The organism is Aquibium sp. A9E412, assembly GCF_030398335.1.
Lineage (GTDB): Bacteria > Pseudomonadota > Alphaproteobacteria > Rhizobiales > Rhizobiaceae > A9E412.
In genome coordinates, this window is the sequence record NZ_JAOAOP010000008.1 from 32,193 (window position 1) to 48,487 (window position 16,295).

18 protein-coding genes and 1 pseudogene are annotated in these 16,295 nt (G+C 72.7%); 6 read left to right on the plus strand and 13 right to left on the minus strand.

Annotation, left to right across the window (positions count from 1 at the left end; all coding sequences use genetic code 11):
• Positions 1 to 5: 5 nt before the first annotated feature.
• The 3 genes from N1F89_RS05510 to N1F89_RS05520 all read right to left on the minus strand — a co-directional run bounded on the left by N1F89_RS05510 (position 6) and on the right by N1F89_RS05520 (position 1,584).
• Positions 6 to 269, minus strand: a complete 264-nt coding sequence (locus N1F89_RS05510) for a DUF2312 domain-containing protein (RefSeq protein WP_290082349.1) — start codon at positions 267 to 269, stop codon at positions 6 to 8.
• Positions 270 to 389: 120 nt separating this feature from the next.
• Positions 390 to 698, minus strand: coding sequence for a DUF1244 domain-containing protein (locus tag N1F89_RS05515; RefSeq protein WP_290082350.1), 309 nt, complete (start codon positions 696 to 698; stop codon positions 390 to 392).
• 88 nt (positions 699 to 786) lie between these two features.
• Entirely contained in the window at positions 787 to 1,584 is a 798-nt protein-coding gene (locus tag N1F89_RS05520) for an N-formylglutamate amidohydrolase (protein WP_290082354.1), read from the minus strand.
• A gap of 303 nt (positions 1,585 to 1,887) precedes the next feature.
• On the opposite strand from N1F89_RS05520, the pseudogene N1F89_RS05525 reads away from it, so the two are divergent.
• Positions 1,888 to 2,271, plus strand: a pseudogene (locus N1F89_RS05525) (DUF1036 domain-containing protein); the annotation flags it as partial.
• Complete coding sequence (gene pyk / locus N1F89_RS05530) at positions 2,268 to 3,704, plus strand: pyruvate kinase (RefSeq protein ID WP_290082359.1); 1,437 nt, start codon at positions 2,268 to 2,270, stop codon at positions 3,702 to 3,704. The pseudogene N1F89_RS05525 and the gene pyk, both read left to right, overlap by 4 nt.
• A 125-nt stretch (positions 3,705 to 3,829) precedes the next feature.
• Here pyk and N1F89_RS05535 read toward each other — a convergent pair whose 3' ends face one another.
• From N1F89_RS05535 to N1F89_RS05580, 10 genes are all read right to left on the minus strand, one after another.
• The gene (locus N1F89_RS05535; protein WP_290082361.1) at positions 3,830 to 4,906 is read right to left on the minus strand and encodes an alpha/beta hydrolase; all 1,077 of its coding nucleotides are present in this window, start codon (positions 4,904 to 4,906) and stop codon (positions 3,830 to 3,832) included.
• Between the two features lie 52 nt (positions 4,907 to 4,958).
• The gene (locus N1F89_RS05540) at positions 4,959 to 5,537 is read right to left on the minus strand and encodes a hypothetical protein (RefSeq protein ID WP_290082363.1); all 579 of its coding nucleotides are present in this window, start codon (positions 5,535 to 5,537) and stop codon (positions 4,959 to 4,961) included.
• Between the two features lie 73 nt (positions 5,538 to 5,610).
• Positions 5,611 to 5,736 carry a type B 50S ribosomal protein L36 gene (gene ykgO, locus N1F89_RS05545; protein WP_290082365.1) on the minus strand — a complete coding sequence of 42 codons (126 nt, stop codon included), beginning with the start codon at positions 5,734 to 5,736 and terminating at the stop codon, positions 5,611 to 5,613.
• A 128-nt stretch (positions 5,737 to 5,864) separates the two neighbouring features.
• A complete protein-coding gene (locus N1F89_RS05550; protein WP_290082368.1) occupies positions 5,865 to 6,515 on the minus strand; it encodes a septation protein A in 651 nt (216 codons plus the stop codon).
• Positions 6,512 to 8,203, minus strand: coding sequence for a signal recognition particle-docking protein FtsY (ftsY, locus tag N1F89_RS05555; protein WP_290082370.1), 1,692 nt, complete (start codon positions 8,201 to 8,203; stop codon positions 6,512 to 6,514). The genes N1F89_RS05550 and ftsY overlap by 4 nt, the downstream gene beginning before the upstream one ends.
• 12 nt (positions 8,204 to 8,215) lie before the next feature.
• Entirely contained in the window at positions 8,216 to 9,496 is a 1,281-nt protein-coding gene (gene mtaB / locus N1F89_RS05560) for a tRNA (N(6)-L-threonylcarbamoyladenosine(37)-C(2))-methylthiotransferase MtaB (RefSeq protein ID WP_290082372.1), read from the minus strand.
• On the minus strand, positions 9,496 to 10,377 hold the full coding sequence (gene dapF / locus N1F89_RS05565; RefSeq protein WP_290082374.1) for a diaminopimelate epimerase: 882 nt from the start codon (positions 10,375 to 10,377) through the stop codon (positions 9,496 to 9,498). The genes mtaB and dapF overlap by 1 nt, the downstream gene beginning before the upstream one ends.
• A 73-nt stretch (positions 10,378 to 10,450) precedes the next feature.
• A complete protein-coding gene (locus tag N1F89_RS05570) occupies positions 10,451 to 10,612 on the minus strand; it encodes a DUF1328 domain-containing protein (protein WP_290082375.1) in 162 nt (53 codons plus the stop codon).
• Positions 10,613 to 10,718: 106 nt separating this feature from the next.
• Positions 10,719 to 11,297, minus strand: coding sequence for a hypothetical protein (locus N1F89_RS05575; RefSeq protein WP_290082378.1), 579 nt, complete (start codon positions 11,295 to 11,297; stop codon positions 10,719 to 10,721).
• 149 nt (positions 11,298 to 11,446) lie between these two features.
• Positions 11,447 to 12,526, minus strand: coding sequence for an MBL fold metallo-hydrolase (locus N1F89_RS05580; protein ID WP_290082380.1), 1,080 nt, complete (start codon positions 12,524 to 12,526; stop codon positions 11,447 to 11,449).
• 131 nt (positions 12,527 to 12,657) lie between these two features.
• Here N1F89_RS05580 and N1F89_RS05585 point away from each other — a divergent pair, with 131 nt between their 5' ends.
• The 4 genes from N1F89_RS05585 to mdh all read left to right on the plus strand — a co-directional run bounded on the left by N1F89_RS05585 (position 12,658) and on the right by mdh (position 16,269).
• Entirely contained in the window at positions 12,658 to 13,122 is a 465-nt protein-coding gene (locus N1F89_RS05585) for a hypothetical protein (RefSeq protein ID WP_290082383.1), read from the plus strand.
• Positions 13,123 to 13,221: 99 nt separating this feature from the next.
• Positions 13,222 to 13,755, plus strand: coding sequence for a protease inhibitor Inh/omp19 family protein (locus N1F89_RS05590; RefSeq protein WP_290082386.1), 534 nt, complete (start codon positions 13,222 to 13,224; stop codon positions 13,753 to 13,755).
• A 154-nt stretch (positions 13,756 to 13,909) separates the two neighbouring features.
• Positions 13,910 to 15,097 carry a cell division protein ZapE gene (gene zapE / locus N1F89_RS05595; RefSeq protein WP_290082389.1) on the plus strand — a complete coding sequence of 396 codons (1,188 nt, stop codon included), beginning with the start codon at positions 13,910 to 13,912 and terminating at the stop codon, positions 15,095 to 15,097.
• 206 nt (positions 15,098 to 15,303) lie between these two features.
• Positions 15,304 to 16,269 (plus strand): malate dehydrogenase, encoded by a 966-nt coding sequence (mdh, locus tag N1F89_RS05600; protein WP_290082390.1) that lies wholly within the window; start codon positions 15,304 to 15,306, stop codon positions 16,267 to 16,269.
• Positions 16,270 to 16,295 lie beyond the last annotated feature (26 nt).

Sequence of the window (16,295 nt, forward strand, 5' to 3'; positions counted from 1 at the left end):
GGCCGTCAGGCCATGCCGAGCGCGGCCTTGTAGAGGTCGATCATCGCCTCTTCCTCCTGCCGCTCGGCCTGGTCCTTCTTGCGCAGCCGGACGATGGTGCGCACCGCCTTGGTGTCGAAGCCGTTGGCCTTCATCTCCGCATAGACGTCCTTGATGTCGTCGGCGAGCGCCTGCTTGTCCTCCTCGAGCCGCTCGATGCGCTCGATGAAGGCGCGCAGCTGGCCGGCGGCCACGGTCTGCGAGGTGGGTTCGGTGATGTCGTCGGCCATGCGGGGCTCCGGAATCAGGTTGCGGGTGGCGGGCAAGGGTGCCGCTCGATGCCCGAGCCCGTGCCCGCGGTCAAGGGCGCACGGGCCGCCGGCGCCCCGGCGCGGCGGCTCAGCGGCGGCTCAGTGGTCGGCCGGCCGGTTGCGTGCGAAGGCCGCCTTCTGCTCGGCGCTCGCCTCGGTCTGGTGGCGCGCCTGCCACTGCGCATAGGGCATGCCGTAGACGATCTCGCGTGCCTCCTCCTTGCTGAGCTCGACGCCGGCATCGGCGGCCGCGTCGCGGTACCAGTTGGACAGGCAGTTGCGGCAGAAGCCGGCGAAGTTCATCAGGTCGATGTTCTGCACGTCGGTGCGCGTGCGCAGGTGCTCCAGCAGCCGGCGGAAGGCGGCGGCCTCGAAGTCGCGCTGCTGCTCGTCGGTCATGTCGGCCATGGCGGGGTCTCCTTGCTGGACGGTGCGGGCGCGTCGGCCGGCGCCGGCGCAAGCCGCTCTGCGTGCCGCCGGCTCGCCCGGAACCGCTCTACAGCGGCCCGGTGCGCGAGCCGTGCCGGCGCACCCGGTGGATATCGGGCTCGGCGTTGATCGCGTCAAGCACGGGCGCCAGCCGCTCCGCCCAGGCCGCCGCCCCGGCCTCGTCGGCGATCAGGTCCTGGCGGATCTCGATCAGCGCGTGGGCGTAGCCGTTCGCGGTGCAGTGGCGGAACATGGTGTCGCCGCGCAGCGCGCCGTCATAGGGCTCGTTGTCGCCGACGGTGAGCGCCGGGTCGGCCGCCAGCGCCCGAAGCAGCGGCCGCACGGCGCGCGGGTCGTTGTCCCACAGCACCGCGACGTGCCACGGCCGGGCACGGCCCTGCATGGCCGGCGTGAAGGAGTGGACGGAGAAGACGAAGGGCGCGGCGCCGGTCTCCCGCGCGACGGAGGCGAGCACCGCCGACACCGCGTCGTGGTAGGGCCGGTAGAAGCGCTCCAGCCGGCGCGTCCGCTCGGCGGCGGCCATCGGGTAGTTGCCGGGCACGACGGTGCCGTCATAGAGCTGGCGGATCAGCGTCGGATCGTCCTCGCCGCGGTTGGGATCGATCAGCAGGCGCGAGAAGCGGGCGAGCACCGCCGGCGCGCCGGTCAGCGCGGCAAGCCGCCGCGTCAGCGCCTCGACGCCGATGTCGTAGGCGATGTGGCGCTCGAACTCCGCCGCCGGCAGGCCGAGCGTGCCGTACTCCTCGGGCAGGGCGCGGCCGGCATGGTCGGCGATAAGCACGAGGCCGCCGGCGCGGTCGCCCTCGACGATCTCGGCGGGCTGGAACTGCGAGGAACGGGTCATTGGCGGGCTGCGGAATCCGGCTTCGTCGCGGTCGGTTCGGTCCCCTCTTTTCCATGAATGCCGGCGCCGGGCAATGCCGCGCTTTGGCCATGCTCGTGGCGCAAGGCTGGCGCCCGCGCGGCGGCGCTTGCGTCGCGTTGACAGGCGGCGGGACATTTCCGAAAAGGGGTGCGAAGGATGCTGATCGTCAGGGCAACGGGTGTCGCGATGGGTTTCGCACGGGCCAAGCGGTGGTGGCGGGCGGCGGCCGTGCCGCTGCTGGCGGCGGCGTTTTCGGCCGGCGCTCCGGCCGCGCCGGCCAAGGCCGATTTCCGCGTGTGCAACGCGACGCAGAACCTGGTCGGCGTCGCCATCGGCTACCGCGCCCGCACCGGCTGGATCAGCGAAGGCTGGTGGCATGTCGAGGGCTCGAGCTGCAAGACGCTGATCGAGGGTCCGCTGTCGTCGCGCTACTACTACCTCTATGCCGAGGACGCCGAACGCGGCGGCCGCTGGGAGGGCGAGGTCAGGATGTGCGTGGCGGAGAAGGAGTTCAAGATCGCCGGCGTGTCCGACTGCTTCGCCCGCGGCTTCCAGCGCGCCGGCTTCCAGGAGTACGACACGGGCGAGCAGGAGAGCTGGATGGTGCAGCTCACCGACGGGCCGGGCGCCGGTTCGCCCGTGGTCTCCGGAATGGGCGCCCAATGAGACGCAGCCGCAAGGTCAAGATCCTCGCCACTCTCGGTCCCGCCTCGTCAGAAGAATCCCAGATCCGCGCGCTGCTCGACGCCGGCGCCGACTGCTTCCGGATCAACATGAGCCACGCCGACCACGCGCTGATGCGCACGCTGGTCGGGCGCATCCGGAACGTGGAGAAGGCGGCCGGCCGGCCGATCGGCATCCTCGCCGACCTGCAGGGGCCGAAGCTGAGGATCGGCAGCTTTGCCGACGGCGCGCAGACGCTGCAGGTCGGCCAGACCTTCACCCTCGACGACGATCCCGCACCCGGCGACGCGACGCGCGTGCACCTGCCGCATCCCGAGATCCTGAAGTCGGTCGAGCCCGGCCACCGGCTGCTGATCGACGACGGCCGGCTGCACCTCGAGGCCGAGAGCGCCGACGGCCGGGCGATCGTCTGCCGGGTGGTGGCCGGCAGCCGGATCTCCGACCGCAAGGGCGTCAGCCTGCCCGACACCGACCTGCCGGTCGGCGCGCTGACCGAGAAGGACCGGCGCGACCTCGACGCCGTGCTGGCGAGCGACGTCGACTGGATCGCGCTGTCCTTCATCCAGCGGCCGGACGACCTGGCCGAGGTGCGCAAGGTGGCGCGCGGCCGCGCCGCGCTGATGTCGAAGATCGAGAAGCCGCAGGCGGTGCGCCGGCTGTCGGAGATCATCGAATTGTCCGACGCGCTGATGGTGGCGCGCGGCGATCTCGGCGTCGAGATGCCGCTGGAATCGGTGCCCGGCATCCAGAAGCAGATCACCCGCGCCGGGCGGCGCGCCGGCAAGCCGGTGGTGGTGGCCACCCAGATGCTGGAATCGATGATCTCCTCGCCGGTGCCGACGCGCGCCGAGGTGTCCGACGTCGCCACCGCCGTGTTCGAGGGCGCGGACGCCATCATGCTGTCGGCCGAATCGGCGGCCGGCCAGTACCCGGTCGAGGCGGTGGCCACGATGGACGCGATCGCCGAGCAGGTCGAGCGCGATCCGACCTATGCCGGCATCATCAACGCCCAGCGCTCCGAGCCGGAGGCGACCGGCGCCGACGCCATCTCGCTGGCGGCGCGGCAGATCGCCGAGACGCTCAACCTGTCGGCCATCATCAGCTTCACCTCGTCCGGCACCACCGGCCTCCGGGCGGCGCGCGAGCGGCCGCGCGTGCCGATCGTCGCGCTGTCGCCGGTCGCCGCCACGGCGCGCCGGCTGTCGCTGGTCTGGGGGCTGCACTGCGTGGTGGCGCCCGACGCGGTCGATCTCGACGACATGGTCGACCGCGCCTGCCGCATCGCCCATCGCGAGGGCTTCGCGCGGCCGGGCGACCGCGTCATCGTCACTGCCGGCGTGCCGCTCGGCACGCCGGGCGCGACCAACATGCTGCGCATCGCCTATGTTGGCGCCGACGGGCTCGGCGGCCTCTAGCGCCGCTCTGCGTTTCACGGAATCACAGATCGGCTCTAACGCATTGTTTTCACGCGTTTCCGAACGGCGAACCGGTTTCGACTTCGCCTCGAAACGCTAGAGCGCCGCCCGTCGCCTGAGCCGCCTCAACCGCCTTCGCCGGCCGCTCCGCCGATCGCCGGGCGCGGCCGGTCGTCGGCGCAGCGCTCCACCGGGCCGTAGGCGTCGCCGGCGATCCGCGCCTCGGCCTCGGCGACCAGCGGGGCGAGGTCGACCGGTCTGCCGGCCGCGCGCGCCACGGCGCCGGCGACCAGCGCCGGCGTGATCCAGTCGGGCTTGTGGCCGAGATTGCGCACCCAGTGCAGCTCGGCGCCGGGGATGTCGCGGGCGAGCCCGCCGGAATGGATGTCCTCGTAGACGACGGTGTCGCGCGTGCCCGAGACGATCACCGTCGGCGCCGCGATCTGGCGATAGCGCGCGGCCGCCCCGCGCACGTGGTCGTAGAGGCCGGCCACGTCGCGCGCATTGGCGCGGAAGGCGGCCGGCCGCAGCACCAGGCCGATCGCCGCCTCGCGGGCGTAGCCGTCGGGCATGCGGTTCGGCGAGAAGACGCAGGCCGTCGCCGCGGCCATGCGCAGCAGGCCGCCCGGCAGCGCCAGCGTCTCGGTGAACAGCCGGCCGAGCAGCGGCCGGGCCGCCAGCTCGTAGTGCCAGGTGACGGCGCCGCCGGGCCAGGGGTGCGTCGCGGCGGCGAGGAAGACCAGGCCGCGCGTGCGCTCGGGATGCGCCAGCGCGAAGGCGGCGGCCACCGCCCCGCCGAACGAGTGGCCGACGATCACCGCCTCGGCGATGCCCAGATGCGCCATCAGCGCGGCGATCGTGCCGGCCTGCGCTTGCGGATCGCCGTTGCCCGCGCCGCGTTCGGACCAGCCGTGGCCCGGCCGGTCGACGAACAGCAGCTCGGCGCGGCCGGCGAGATGCGGCAGCACCGGACCCATCTGGTCGAGCAGGTTGCCGCTGGCGCCGTGCAGGAAGACCACCGGCGGCAGCTCCGGCGCCTCGGCCGGCAGGTGCACGTAGTGCAGGCGCGTGCCGGCGACCTCGGCGAAGCTGCCGGCCGGCGGATGGCGCCGCTCGATCAGCCAGACGCCGGCACGGGTGACGGCGACCAGCGCGAGGCCGAGCGACAGGACGAGGGCGGCGATGGCGACGGCGAGGTTCATGCGGCGCTCGGCGGGACGGACGGAGGGCGGGCGGTCGGCGGGGCCGGGCGGCTCAGATGTTCTCGCCGGCGATCTCCTCGGCGAGCTCGGCCACCTCCTCCTGCGCCTCGCGCATCATCGGGTAGACGGCGAGCACGCGGCGATAGGCATCGAGCGCCAGAGCGTTGTCGCCGTTCGCCTTTAGGATGCCGGCGAGGCCCGCCAGCGCGCCGAAGTGGCGCGGCTCGAGCGCCAGCGTGCGGGCGATGTCGGCCATCGCCTTGGCGTGGTTGTCCATCATGAAATGTACGGTGGCGCGCCGGTTCCAGCCTTCCGCGTAGCCGGGGAACTGCACGACCACCTGGTCGAGGAAGTCGAGCGCCACGGCGAACTCGCGCTCGCGCATCGCCTTGTAGGCCCAGCGCATCAGGAGATCGGCGGTGTCGCTGCCCGAGCGGTTCCACTCTTCCTGGATGCGCCCGGCGATGCGCTTGGCCGCCGTCTCGTTGCGCTCGCGCTTGAGGTCGGCGAACAGCGTGTCGAGCCGCTCTTCGTGCTGCTGCTGAAAGGTCGGCGGACCATCGTCCGGCGCGGCGCGCGCCGGCAGGACGAACAGGAGGAAGGCGGAAAGGACGACGAAAACGCTGCGCATGAGGCGAATCTAGTCGCCCCGCGCGCAGCGTCAAACTGAAAAGGTCGTGAGCCGCGCCCGCCGGCGCGGGGCGTCAGCCCTGGCGCGCCTTGAAGCGCGGGTTGGACTTGTTGATGATGTAGACGCGGCCCTTGCGGCGCACCATGCGGTTCTCGCGGTGGCGGCTGCGCAGCGCCTTGAGCGAATTCTTGATCTTCATCGGGTCCGTCCGTCGGTGGCGCCCGCGAGGGGCCGAAACACAAGAGCGCGCCGGGCCGGCGCGCCGAAAGGGTCGCAGGCACATAGACGATGCGCGGCGCCGGTGTCAACCGCCGGCCGCGCCGCCGGCTACTTCGCCGCGTCCTCCTCCTCCAGCGCATGGCGCATGATGAGCGGCATCTGCGAGACGGTGAAGGCGATGGTGATCGGCATGATGCCCCACACCTTGAAGGCGACCCAGAAGTCGGTCGAGAACAGCCGCCAGACCACCTCGTTGGCGAGCGCCAGGAAGATGAAGAACAGCCCCCAGCGCAGCGTCAGCTTGCGCCAGCCCTCGGCGTCGAGCCGGAAGGCGGAATCGAACACGTAGCCGAGCAGCGACTTGCCGAAGGCCAGGCCGCCGAGCAGCACCGCGGCGAACAGCGTGTTGACGATGGTCGGCTTCATCTTGATGAACACCTCGTTCTGCAGGACGAGGGTCAGCGCGCCGAACACGAAGACGATGACGCCGGAGACCAGCGGCATGATCGGCACCGTGCGCGTCAGCGCCCAGGAGGTGCCGAGCGCCAGCGCCGTGGCGACCATGAACAGGCCGGTGGCGATGAACAGCGGGCCGCCGAGCGCGCCCAGCGCCGGCACCGTATCGGCCAGCCACGCGCCGCGCGCATTGGCGAAGAAGAAGACGAGCAGCGGGCCGAGCTCGAGCGCCAGCTTGAGCAGCGGGTTGAGCACCTTGCGCTCGGGATCGGAGGGGTCGCGCTCGAACAGGCGCTGCGTCATGGGTTCACTCCCGCGATCGCCCGGGCGAAGTCGCCGGCCGAGAAGGGTTCGAGATCGTCGACCTGCTCGCCGACGCCGATGAAGTAGACCGGCAGCTTGTGCTTGGCGGCGATGGCCACGAGGATGCCGCCGCGCGCGGTGCCGTCGAGCTTGGTCATCACCAGGCCGTTGACGCCGGCGACGTTCCTGAAGATCTCGACCTGGCTGAGCGCGTTCTGGCCGGTCGTGGCGTCGACCGTCTGCAGCACCGTGTGCGGCGCCTCGGGGTCGTGCCGGCCGAGCACGCGGACGATCTTCTCCAGCTCGGCCATCAGCTCGGCCTTGTTCTGCAGCCGGCCGGCGGTGTCGATGATGAGCACGTCGCTGCCGGCCGCGCGCGCCTTCTCGAAGGCATCCCAGGCGAGGCCCGCGGCATCGGCGCCGAGCTTGGAGGCGACGACCGGCGAGCCGGTGCGCTCGCCCCAGATCTTGAGCTGCTCGATGGCCGCGGCACGGAAGGTGTCGCCGGCCGCCAGCATCACCGACAGGCCGCCCTCGGTGAGCTTGGCGGCGAGCTTGCCGATGGTCGTCGTCTTGCCGGTGCCGTTGACGCCGACCACCAGGATGACGTGCGGCTTGTGCGACAGGTCGAGCTCGAGCGGCAGGGCGACCGGCGCCAGCACCTTCTCCACCTCGTCGGCCATCACCGTGCGTACCTCGTCCTCCGAGACGTCGCGGCCGTAGCGGCCGGCGGCCAGCGCGTCGGTGACGCGCATCGCCGTCTCCAGGCCGAGATCGGCGCGCAGCAGCACGTCCTCCAGATCCTGCAGTGTGTCCTCGTCGAGCCGCCGCTTGGTGAAGACGCCGGAGATGCTGTCCTTGAGCTCGCGCGAGGAGCGCGACAGGCCGTCGCGCAGGCGCTGCACCCAGGACGGCCGCGCATCCGGCGCGGCCGGCTGCGGCGCGGCGTCCGCCGGGCGCTCGACCGTGCGCGCCACCGTCACCCGGCCGGGCGCGGCGGGCGCCTCGGCTTCGGGCGCGGGCGGTGCGGCCGGCGGCGCGGGTTCGACAGAGGGCCCGGGTTCCACCGACGGCGCGGCAGCGGCGGGCGGCTCGGCCGGTGTCGTGCCGGCCCGCGGCGCCTCCGGCGATGCCGGTTCGGCGTCGGGCCGTCGCGGCTCGTCGGCGGCCGGCTTCGCCTCGGTGCGCGGCGGCGGCGGCGCGGGTTCGGGTTCGGGCTCCGGTTCCGGCGCGGCCACCGGCTCGGGCTCGGGCTCGGGCTCGGGGGGCGCTGCCCTCTCGGTCTCCGGTTCGGCCGCGCGGTCCGGCGTCTCGGCGGCTGCCGGCGCGGGCTCCTCCGGCGCGGCAGGAGCCGGCGTCGGTTCGGGCTCGACCGTGTCGATCGGCTGGGCCGGGCCGACCTGCGGCGCGGCGCCGGCGGGCGCGTCGGGCCGGGCGTGCGGCGCGGCGGGCGCGTCTGGCGCCTCCGGTGGCTCCGGCGCGGCCGGGGTTTCGTCCGTTTGCGGTGCGGCCGGCTCGCCGCGGTCGTCGGCCGGCGCTTGGCTCTCGGGGGCGTGTGGCGGGTGCCCGGCGGCGGGCTCCGCCGTCGCTTCGGCCGCGGCGTCGGGCGCGGCCTCGCCCTCCGGCGGGCGTTCCTCGACCTCCTTCTTGCCGAAGGAGAAGAACTTCTTGATCAGTCCGAGCGCCATGAAGTCTCCCGGTCAGGCGGCGTGGGCGCGGGTCGGGCGGGCGAGCAGGCGGCGGCCGTCCTCGCCGGTGATGCGGGCTTCGACGATGCTGCCCGGCGCGCCGGCGACGGCGACCGGCGCGAAGCCCTCGGTGCGGCCGAGGCCCTCGCGCTCGATCAGCACGCGCTGGCGCGTGCCGACCAGCGCGGCCAGGTGCCGGCGGTAGGCCACCTCGCCGGCGGCGCGCAGGCGGGCGGCGCGCTCCTTGACGACGGCGCGCGGCAGCTGCGGCATGCGCGCGGCCGGCGTGCCGGCGCGCGGGCTGAAGGGAAAGACGTGCAGATGCGTCAGGCCGCAGCGCTCGACGATCGCCAGCGAGTTCTCGAACATCGCCTCGGTCTCGGTCGGGAAGCCGGCGATGATGTCGGCGCCGAACACCATGTCGGGGCGCAGCCGGCGCGCCGCGGCGCAGAAGGCGGCCGCGTCGGCGCTCGAATGGCGCCGCTTCATGCGCTTGAGGATCATGTCGTCGCCGGCCTGCAGCGACAGGTGCAGATGCGGCATCAGCCGCGGCTCCTCGGCGATCGCCGCCATCAGCTCGGCATCGGCCTCGATGGAATCGATCGACGACAGCCTGAGGCGCGGCAGCGCCGGCACCTGGGCGAGGATGGTGCACACCAGCCGGCCGAGCGTCGGCCGGCCCGGCAGGTCGGGGCCGTAGCTCGTCAGGTCGACGCCGGTCAGCACCACCTCGGCATGGCCGTTGTCGACCAGCCGGCGCACCTGGTCGACCACCGCACCCATCGGCACCGAGCGCGAGTTGCCGCGGCCATAGGGGATGATGCAGAAGGTGCAGCGGTGGTCGCAGCCGTTCTGCACCTGGACGAAGGCGCGGGCGCGGCCGTCCAGCGCGTCGACCATGTGGCCGGCGGTCTCGCGCACGCTCATGATGTCGTTGACGCGCAGCTTCTCGCTGGCGGCGACGCCGAAATCGGGCAGCGCGCGGTAGCTGTCGGCGGCAAGTTTCTCGGCGTTGCCGAGCACCAAATCGACCTCGGGCATGGCGGCGAAGGCGTCCGGCTCGGTCTGCGCCGCGCAGCCGGTCACCACGATGCGCGCGGCCGGGTTGTCGCGGCGCGCGCGGCGGATCGCCTGGCGCGCCTGGCGCACCGCCTCGCCGGTCACCGCGCAGGTGTTGACGATGACCGCGCCGCCCGCCGTCTCGCCGAGGCCGGCGGCGCCGGCCTCGCGGCGCATGACCTCGGATTCGTAGGCGTTGAGCCGGCAGCCGAAGGTGACGATGTCGAGCGCCATCAGGCCGCCCCCTCGACGTCGCGCTGCCAGGCGCCCGTGGCCGGGTCGAAACGGCCGGAGAACTCCCACTCGGCCGGACCGGTCATGACGACGTGGTCGTCGTCGCGCCAGACGATGGCGAGCGGGCCGCCCGGCACCGTGACGGTGACGCTGCGCCCGGTGCGCCCGGTGCGCGCGGCCGCCACCGCCGCCGCGCAGGCGGCCGAGCCGCAGGCGCGCGTCAGCCCGGCGCCGCGCTCCCAGGTGCGCATGGTGATGGCGTCGGGCGCGGTGACGCGGGCGACGGTGATGTTGGCGCGGGCGGGAAACATCGGGTGATGCTCGAGCAGCGGGCCGAGCCGCGCCAGGTCGTAGGCCCACACGTCGTCGTCGACGAAGAAGACGGCGTGCGGATTGCCCATCGAGACGACGGCCGGCGAATGCAGCACCGGCGCGTCGATCGGCCCGACCTGCAGCTCGATGGCGCGGGTGTCGGCGAACGGCTCGGCGAGCGGGATGTCCTGCCAGGCGAAGCGCGGCCGGCCCATGTCGACCGAGATGGTGCCGTCGGCATGCTCCTCGGCGTCGAGCACGCCGGCCGGCGTCTCGAAGGTGAAGCGGCGGCGGCCGGTCTCGGCGGCCAGCGCCTGCACCACGCAGCGCATGCCGTTGCCGCAGGCCTCGGCGCGCGAGCCGTCGGCGTTGAGGATGTCGATGTAGTTCTGCGTGCCTTCCGCGCGCGGGTCGTGGATCGCCATGATCTGGTCGAACGCGGTCGCCGGATCGGCGGCGAGCGCGCGCGCGGCCTGCGGGCTGACGCGGTCCGTTCGACCGCGCATGTCGGCCACGAGGATCGCGTTGCCGAGCCCGTTCATTTTCGCGAACTGAACCTTTTCCGCCATGCAGGCACCATTCCGGAAGGATCTGGCGCCTATATGGCGGATCGCACGGCGAATTGCCAGCCGCCCGCCCGGCTCAGGCGATGGCGACGATGCCGAGCAGCACCAGGAGGAACAGGATCAGCACGATGCCGATCAGGATCTTGGCGCCGGTCATCGCCGCGCCGGCGATGCTGTTCATGCCGAGCAGGCCGGCCACGGCCGCGATCACCAGAAGAATGAGAATCCATTTGAGCATGTCAGGCCCCTCCGGTTGTGCCGCCCGACCGGCCGCCTGGCGCGGCCGGGGCGACGGTTGATGCAACGCGGCCGCCGCCGCTTTGTTCCCGCCGCTGCCCTGCGGCTCAGCGCTCGGCCACCGAGAAGGGCAGCGCGAACCGGGCGCGCTTGTCGGAATGCCGGTCGCGGACCGTGAAGCGCGCCACGTAGTCGCCGGCCGGCGCGCCGTCGAGCTCGACGGTGATGGTGAACTGCACCTCGCGGTTGCGGTAGCGCACGGGCAGCGACAGATTGAGGAAATCCTCCTGCGCGAACAGCGTCGTGCCGAGCGGGTTCTCGATCGCCAGGTCGAGGTCGGCGTTGATCTCCAGGCTGCCGACGCGGTTGCGGCCATAGGCGAGGCCGATCGGCTCGACATAGACCTTGAGCGGCTCGCCCGGCGCCAGCGCGCTGTCTTCGCGCTCGACATAGAGGCCGTAGCCGGAGGCGCTCTCCACCGGCACGACCTTGCGGAAGACGAGCGGCGCACGGCGCCAGATCTCCTCCATCGCCCGGTCGAGCGCCTCGACCGCGGCGACCGGCTCGCCGGCCTCGAGCAGCCGTTCGGCCTCCTCGGCCTGCTCGACGATGGGCCCCGCGGCGGCCGGCGCGGCGGCGAGGATCAGCGCCGCGGCGAGGGCGGCTGACGGCAGTCGGCGATGCATGTGACGGACCCCTTCCCCCAAAGGACGTTCGTCTCAGTCTATAGCATGTCGCGGCCCGGTGGACTCCCCCGCGGTTGCACGCCTGCGGCGGGCCCGACAACCCGGGACCGCGTTGTCGGGCGATGCCGCCGCCCGCCCGCCGGCGCGGCTCAGACGGCCGGCTGCGGCACGTCCCACACCTCGCCCGGCCGCATGGCGCGAAAGCGCGGCGGCGCCACGCCGGCCGCCCGCAGCGCGGCGTCGAGACGCTGGCGCGGCTCCTCGATCGGCTCGTTGGTGAGCTGGAAGGTGCCCCAGTGATGGCCGGCGGCGAACGCGGCGCCGCACAGCGCGAAGCCGGCCACCGCCTCGTCGGGATCCTGGTGCTGGCCCTGCATGAACCAGCGCGGCGCATAGGCGCCGACCGGCAGCAGCGCGAGCCGGAAGCCGCCGTGCCGCGCCGCGGCGGCCCGGTAGTTGATGCCGTCGTGGAAGCCGGTGTCGCCGACGCAGTAGACCTTGCCGGCCGGACCGTCGACGACGAAGCCGGCCCACAGCGCCATGCGCCGGTCGGTCATGCCGCGCGCCGACCAGTGGTGCACCGGCTCGACATGGACGGTCGCCGGGCCGACGGCGAGGCTGTCGCCCCAGTCGTGCGCGCGCACCTTCAGCCCCGGCACCGCATCGGCCAGGATGGCGTCGTTGCCGAGCGGCGTGACGACCAGCGGGTCGTGCGCGGCGCGCAGGCGGGCGAGGGTGGCGACGTCCATGTGGTCGTAGTGGTTGTGCGTGAGAAGCACGAGATCGACCGGCGGCAGGTCGTCGAAGGCGATGCCCGGCGGGTTGACGCGGCGCGGCCCGGCGAAGCCGACCGGCGAGGCGCGCTGCGACCACACCGGATCGGTCAGGATGTTGAGGCCGGCCGTCTGCACCAGCAGGGTGGCGTGGCCGACCATGGTAACGCGCAGGCCGGTGCCGTCGACGCGCGGCACCGGGCGCGCCGGCGGATGCGGGCTCGGCCAGGCGGCCGGCCACGCCGCCTTGCCGCCGCCGAGCTGCCAGCGCAGCAGGTCGGCGAAGTGGCGCGGCGGCGTGCCGTCGGGGTTGAAGAAGACGCGGCCGTCGAAATGGTCGCTCGGCGGCCCGTCGTAATAGGCATTGGCGCGGCCGCGGCCGACCGTCAGCCCGCTGACCGCCAGCGCGCCGAGGCCGCCGAGGCCGACCGTGGTGAGAAGCTTGCGCCGGTTCATCAACCTCAAGATAGGCCGGGCCGGCGGCCGCGCAAGCGCCTCTGGCCGCACCGCCGGCGGCGCGCTGGCCGTTGCGGGCCGCGCCGCATGGCGGCAGGATCGCCGCGGTCGCGGGAACGGAGGATGCCGCCTTGGCCAAGAAGCGCACGGGCGAGCCGTGGATGCCGGCGGCGGCGTTCGGCCGCTCGCTGCCGCGCGGCGTGGGGCTCAACCTGCTGGTCGCCGAGGTGGCGCCGATGGCCGCCTTCTGGCGCGACGTGCTCGGCGCCGGCATCGTCTATGCCGACGCCGACTTCTGCGCGCTGGAATGCCTCGGCTCGGTGGTCCTGCTGCACGCCGACCACAGCTATCTCGACCATCCCATGCACGGCATCGCCGCGGTCGAGGCGCGCGGCGCCGGCCTCGAGGTGCGGCTCTACGGCCTCGACCCCGACGCCGCGGAGGCGCGCGCCCGGGCGGCCGGCGCCGACATCCTGGCCGGCGCGGCCGACAAACCGCACGGCCTGCGCGAGTGCCACATCCTCGGGCCGCACGGCTATGTCTTCGTGCCGTCCCTGCCCAGCGGCGAGAATGAGCCCGGCGAAACGCGATCTTAACCCTCCGGGGGCTGTCATTTCCCCAACATCGCCATTATTTTGCCGCTTCAACGGGAACCGAAGGGGCCAGCGCTTGTTGTGGCTTCCACGGAGGACGGGATGAATTTGACCAAGACCGGCGTCGTCGCCGTTTCGCTCGCGACGCTGTTTCTCGCCGGCTGCCAGACCGAACGGCTGTCGCCGATGGCCGGGCGTGCGCCCGCGCCGCTGCCGCCGGCGCCGTCCGGCACGGTGACGCAGGGCCAGCTTCCGCCGCCCACGACGCCGGATGCCAGCGAGTTTCCCGAGGCGCCGGGCGCCGGCGAGGAGACGCAGGTCGCCGCGCTCGACCCCGAGGCGGCCGCCAGCGCGCCGGACATCACCGCCGGCAGCGTCGCCGGCGTGTGGAGCGTCAACGTCGCCGGCCAGAGCTGCCGCGTGGCGACGCCGCAGACCAAGTTCGGCGAGGGCTTCCGTGCCGGCCCGCTGCGTTGTCCGGCCCCGCTCGACAGCGTCAAGTCGTGGAACGTCAGCGGCAAGCAGCTCGCGCTCTACGACGAGACCGGCAGCGTCATCGCCCGGCTCTATTCGTCCGGCGCCGAGCGCTTCGACGGCCAGACGACGGACGGCCAGCCGGTCTCGCTGAGCCGCTAGGCCATGCTGCCGAACAGCGCGAGGCGGCCTGCGGCCGGCGTGATCGCCGCCCGCCGCGACCGTGCCGCATGGCGGCGCTGCCGGGCGTTCCGGCCCGGCCGCACCATGCGCTAGCCGCCCGCTTCCCCCGAGACGCCAGCCGGTCCGACTGCCCATGGCCCTGCGCGACGCCCCCGCGACGCACCCGACGGTCCTCGAGCGCTACCTGCACCTGGTCGAGCGCGGCGCGCTGGCGCGCGATCCCGCCCAGGTCGAGGCGGCGAAGGCCTTCGACCGGCTGATCGACGACATCGTCGCCCGGCGGCTGGCGCGCAAGTCGAGCGCGCTCGGCTGGCTGTTCGCCCGGCGCCGGCCGGGCCGCGAGCCGGTCGAGGGGCTCTACGTGCACGGCGGCGTCGGCCGCGGCAAGACGATGCTGATGGACATCTTCTTCACGCTGCTGCCGGTCGAGCGCAAGCGGCGCGTGCACTTCAACGACTTCATGGCCGACGTGCACGACCGCATCGCGCGCCACCGCGCGGCGGTGAAGGCGGGCGAGGCGCGCGAGGACGACCCGATCCCGCCGGTCGCGCGGGCGATCGCGCGCGAGGCGTGGGTGCTGTGCTTCGACGAGTTCTCGGTCGCCGACATCGCCGACGCCATGATCCTGTCGCGGCTGTTCTCGGCGCTGTTCGAGGAAGGCGTGGCGCTTGCCGCCACCTCCAACGTGGCGCCCGACGATCTTTACCGCGACGGGCTCAACCGCGGCCTGTTCGAGCCCTTCATCGCGCTGCTCAAGCGCCACGCCCGCGTGCTCAGGCTGGCCGCGGCGACCGACTACCGGCTGGAGAAGCTGAGCCGGCTGCCCGTCTACATGACGCCGCTCGGCCCGGAGGCGGACCGCCAGATGGACGCCGCCTGGGCGGCGGCGACCGAGGGGATGACGGAGGCGCCGGCGAGCGTGACGGTGAAGGGCCGCAAGGTCCGCGTGCCGCGCGCGGCCGGCCAGATGGCGCGCTTCTCGTTCGCCGATCTGTGCGAGAAGCCGCTGGCGGCGCGCGACTACCTGGCGCTCGCCGAGCGCTACGACACCGTCTTCATCGACGGCGTGCCGGTGCTCGACGACGGCCAGCGCAACGCCGCAAAGCGCTTCATCCTGCTGATCGACACGCTTTACGACAAGCAGATCCGGCTGGTGATGAGCGCGGCGGCCGAGCCCGACGCGCTCTACCGCGGCCGCACCGGCAACGAAGCCTTCGAGTTCCGCCGCACCGCCTCGCGCATCGCCGAGATGCGCAGCCATGGCTGGGGCGTCGACAGTGCGGCGGCCGGTGACGCCGGGACGGCCGCAGGGTCCCGGTGAGATGGCCGGACATTCTTACGTTTACGTAAGATCATTTTTGTGCAACCGATTGAAATCCTTTGGTGTCAAGGTATCGGTTGAATCTTTCGCCGGTCCCGTCTATGCCGTGCGGGACCTGACGGGCGGGTCGACCCGCCCTGTCCGTTGGCAACCGGCCCGCAGCGCCGTGTGAAGGCGCGGGCATCGCAAGGGGGAATCCGGAAAACATGGCTCGCAACAAGATCGCCCTGATCGGCGCGGGAATGATCGGCGGCACGCTGGCGCATCTGGCCGGCCTCAAGGAGCTCGGCGACGTCGTGCTGTTCGACATCGCGGAGGGCATTCCGCAGGGCAAGGGGCTCGACATCGCCCAGTCCGCCCCGGTCGAGGGCTTCGACGCGCTGATGGGCGGCGCCAACGACTATGCGGCCATCGAGGGCGCCGACGTGTGCATCGTCACCGCCGGCGTGCCGCGCAAGCCGGGCATGAGCCGCGACGACCTCCTGGGCATCAATCTCAAGGTGATGGAGCAGGTCGGCGCCGGCATCAAGAAGTATGCGCCGAACGCCTTCGTCATCTGCATCACCAATCCGCTCGACGCCATGGTGTGGGCGCTGCAGAAGTTCTCCGGCCTGCCCAAGAGCCATGTGGTGGGCATGGCCGGCGTGCTCGATTCCGCGCGCTTCCGCCACTTCCTGGCCGAGGAGTTCAAGGTCTCCGTCGAGGACGTGACCGCCTTCGTGCTCGGCGGCCACGGCGACACCATGGTGCCGCTGACGCGCTACTCCACGGTTGCCGGCATTCCGCTGCCCGACCTGGTCAAGATGGGCTGGACCTCGAAGGACCGGCTCGACCAGATCGTCCAGCGCACGCGCGACGGCGGCGCCGAGATCGTCGGCCTCTTGAAGTCGGGCTCGGCCTATTATGCGCCGGCCTCGGCGGCCATCGCGATGGCCGAGAGCTACCTGAAGGACAAGAAGCGCGTGCTGCCCTGCGCGGCGCATCTCAGCGGCCAGTACGGGGTCAAGAACCTCTATGTCGGCGTGCCGGTGGTGATCGGCGGCGAGGGCGTCGAGCGCGTCATCGAGATCGACCTCAACAAGTCGGAACAGAAGATGTTCGACAAGTCGGTCGCCTCGGTGGACAGCCTCTGCGAGGCCTGCGCCGGCATCGTGCCGGCGCTGGCCGACTAGCCGGCCGGACAGGATCGAAGGAGCGC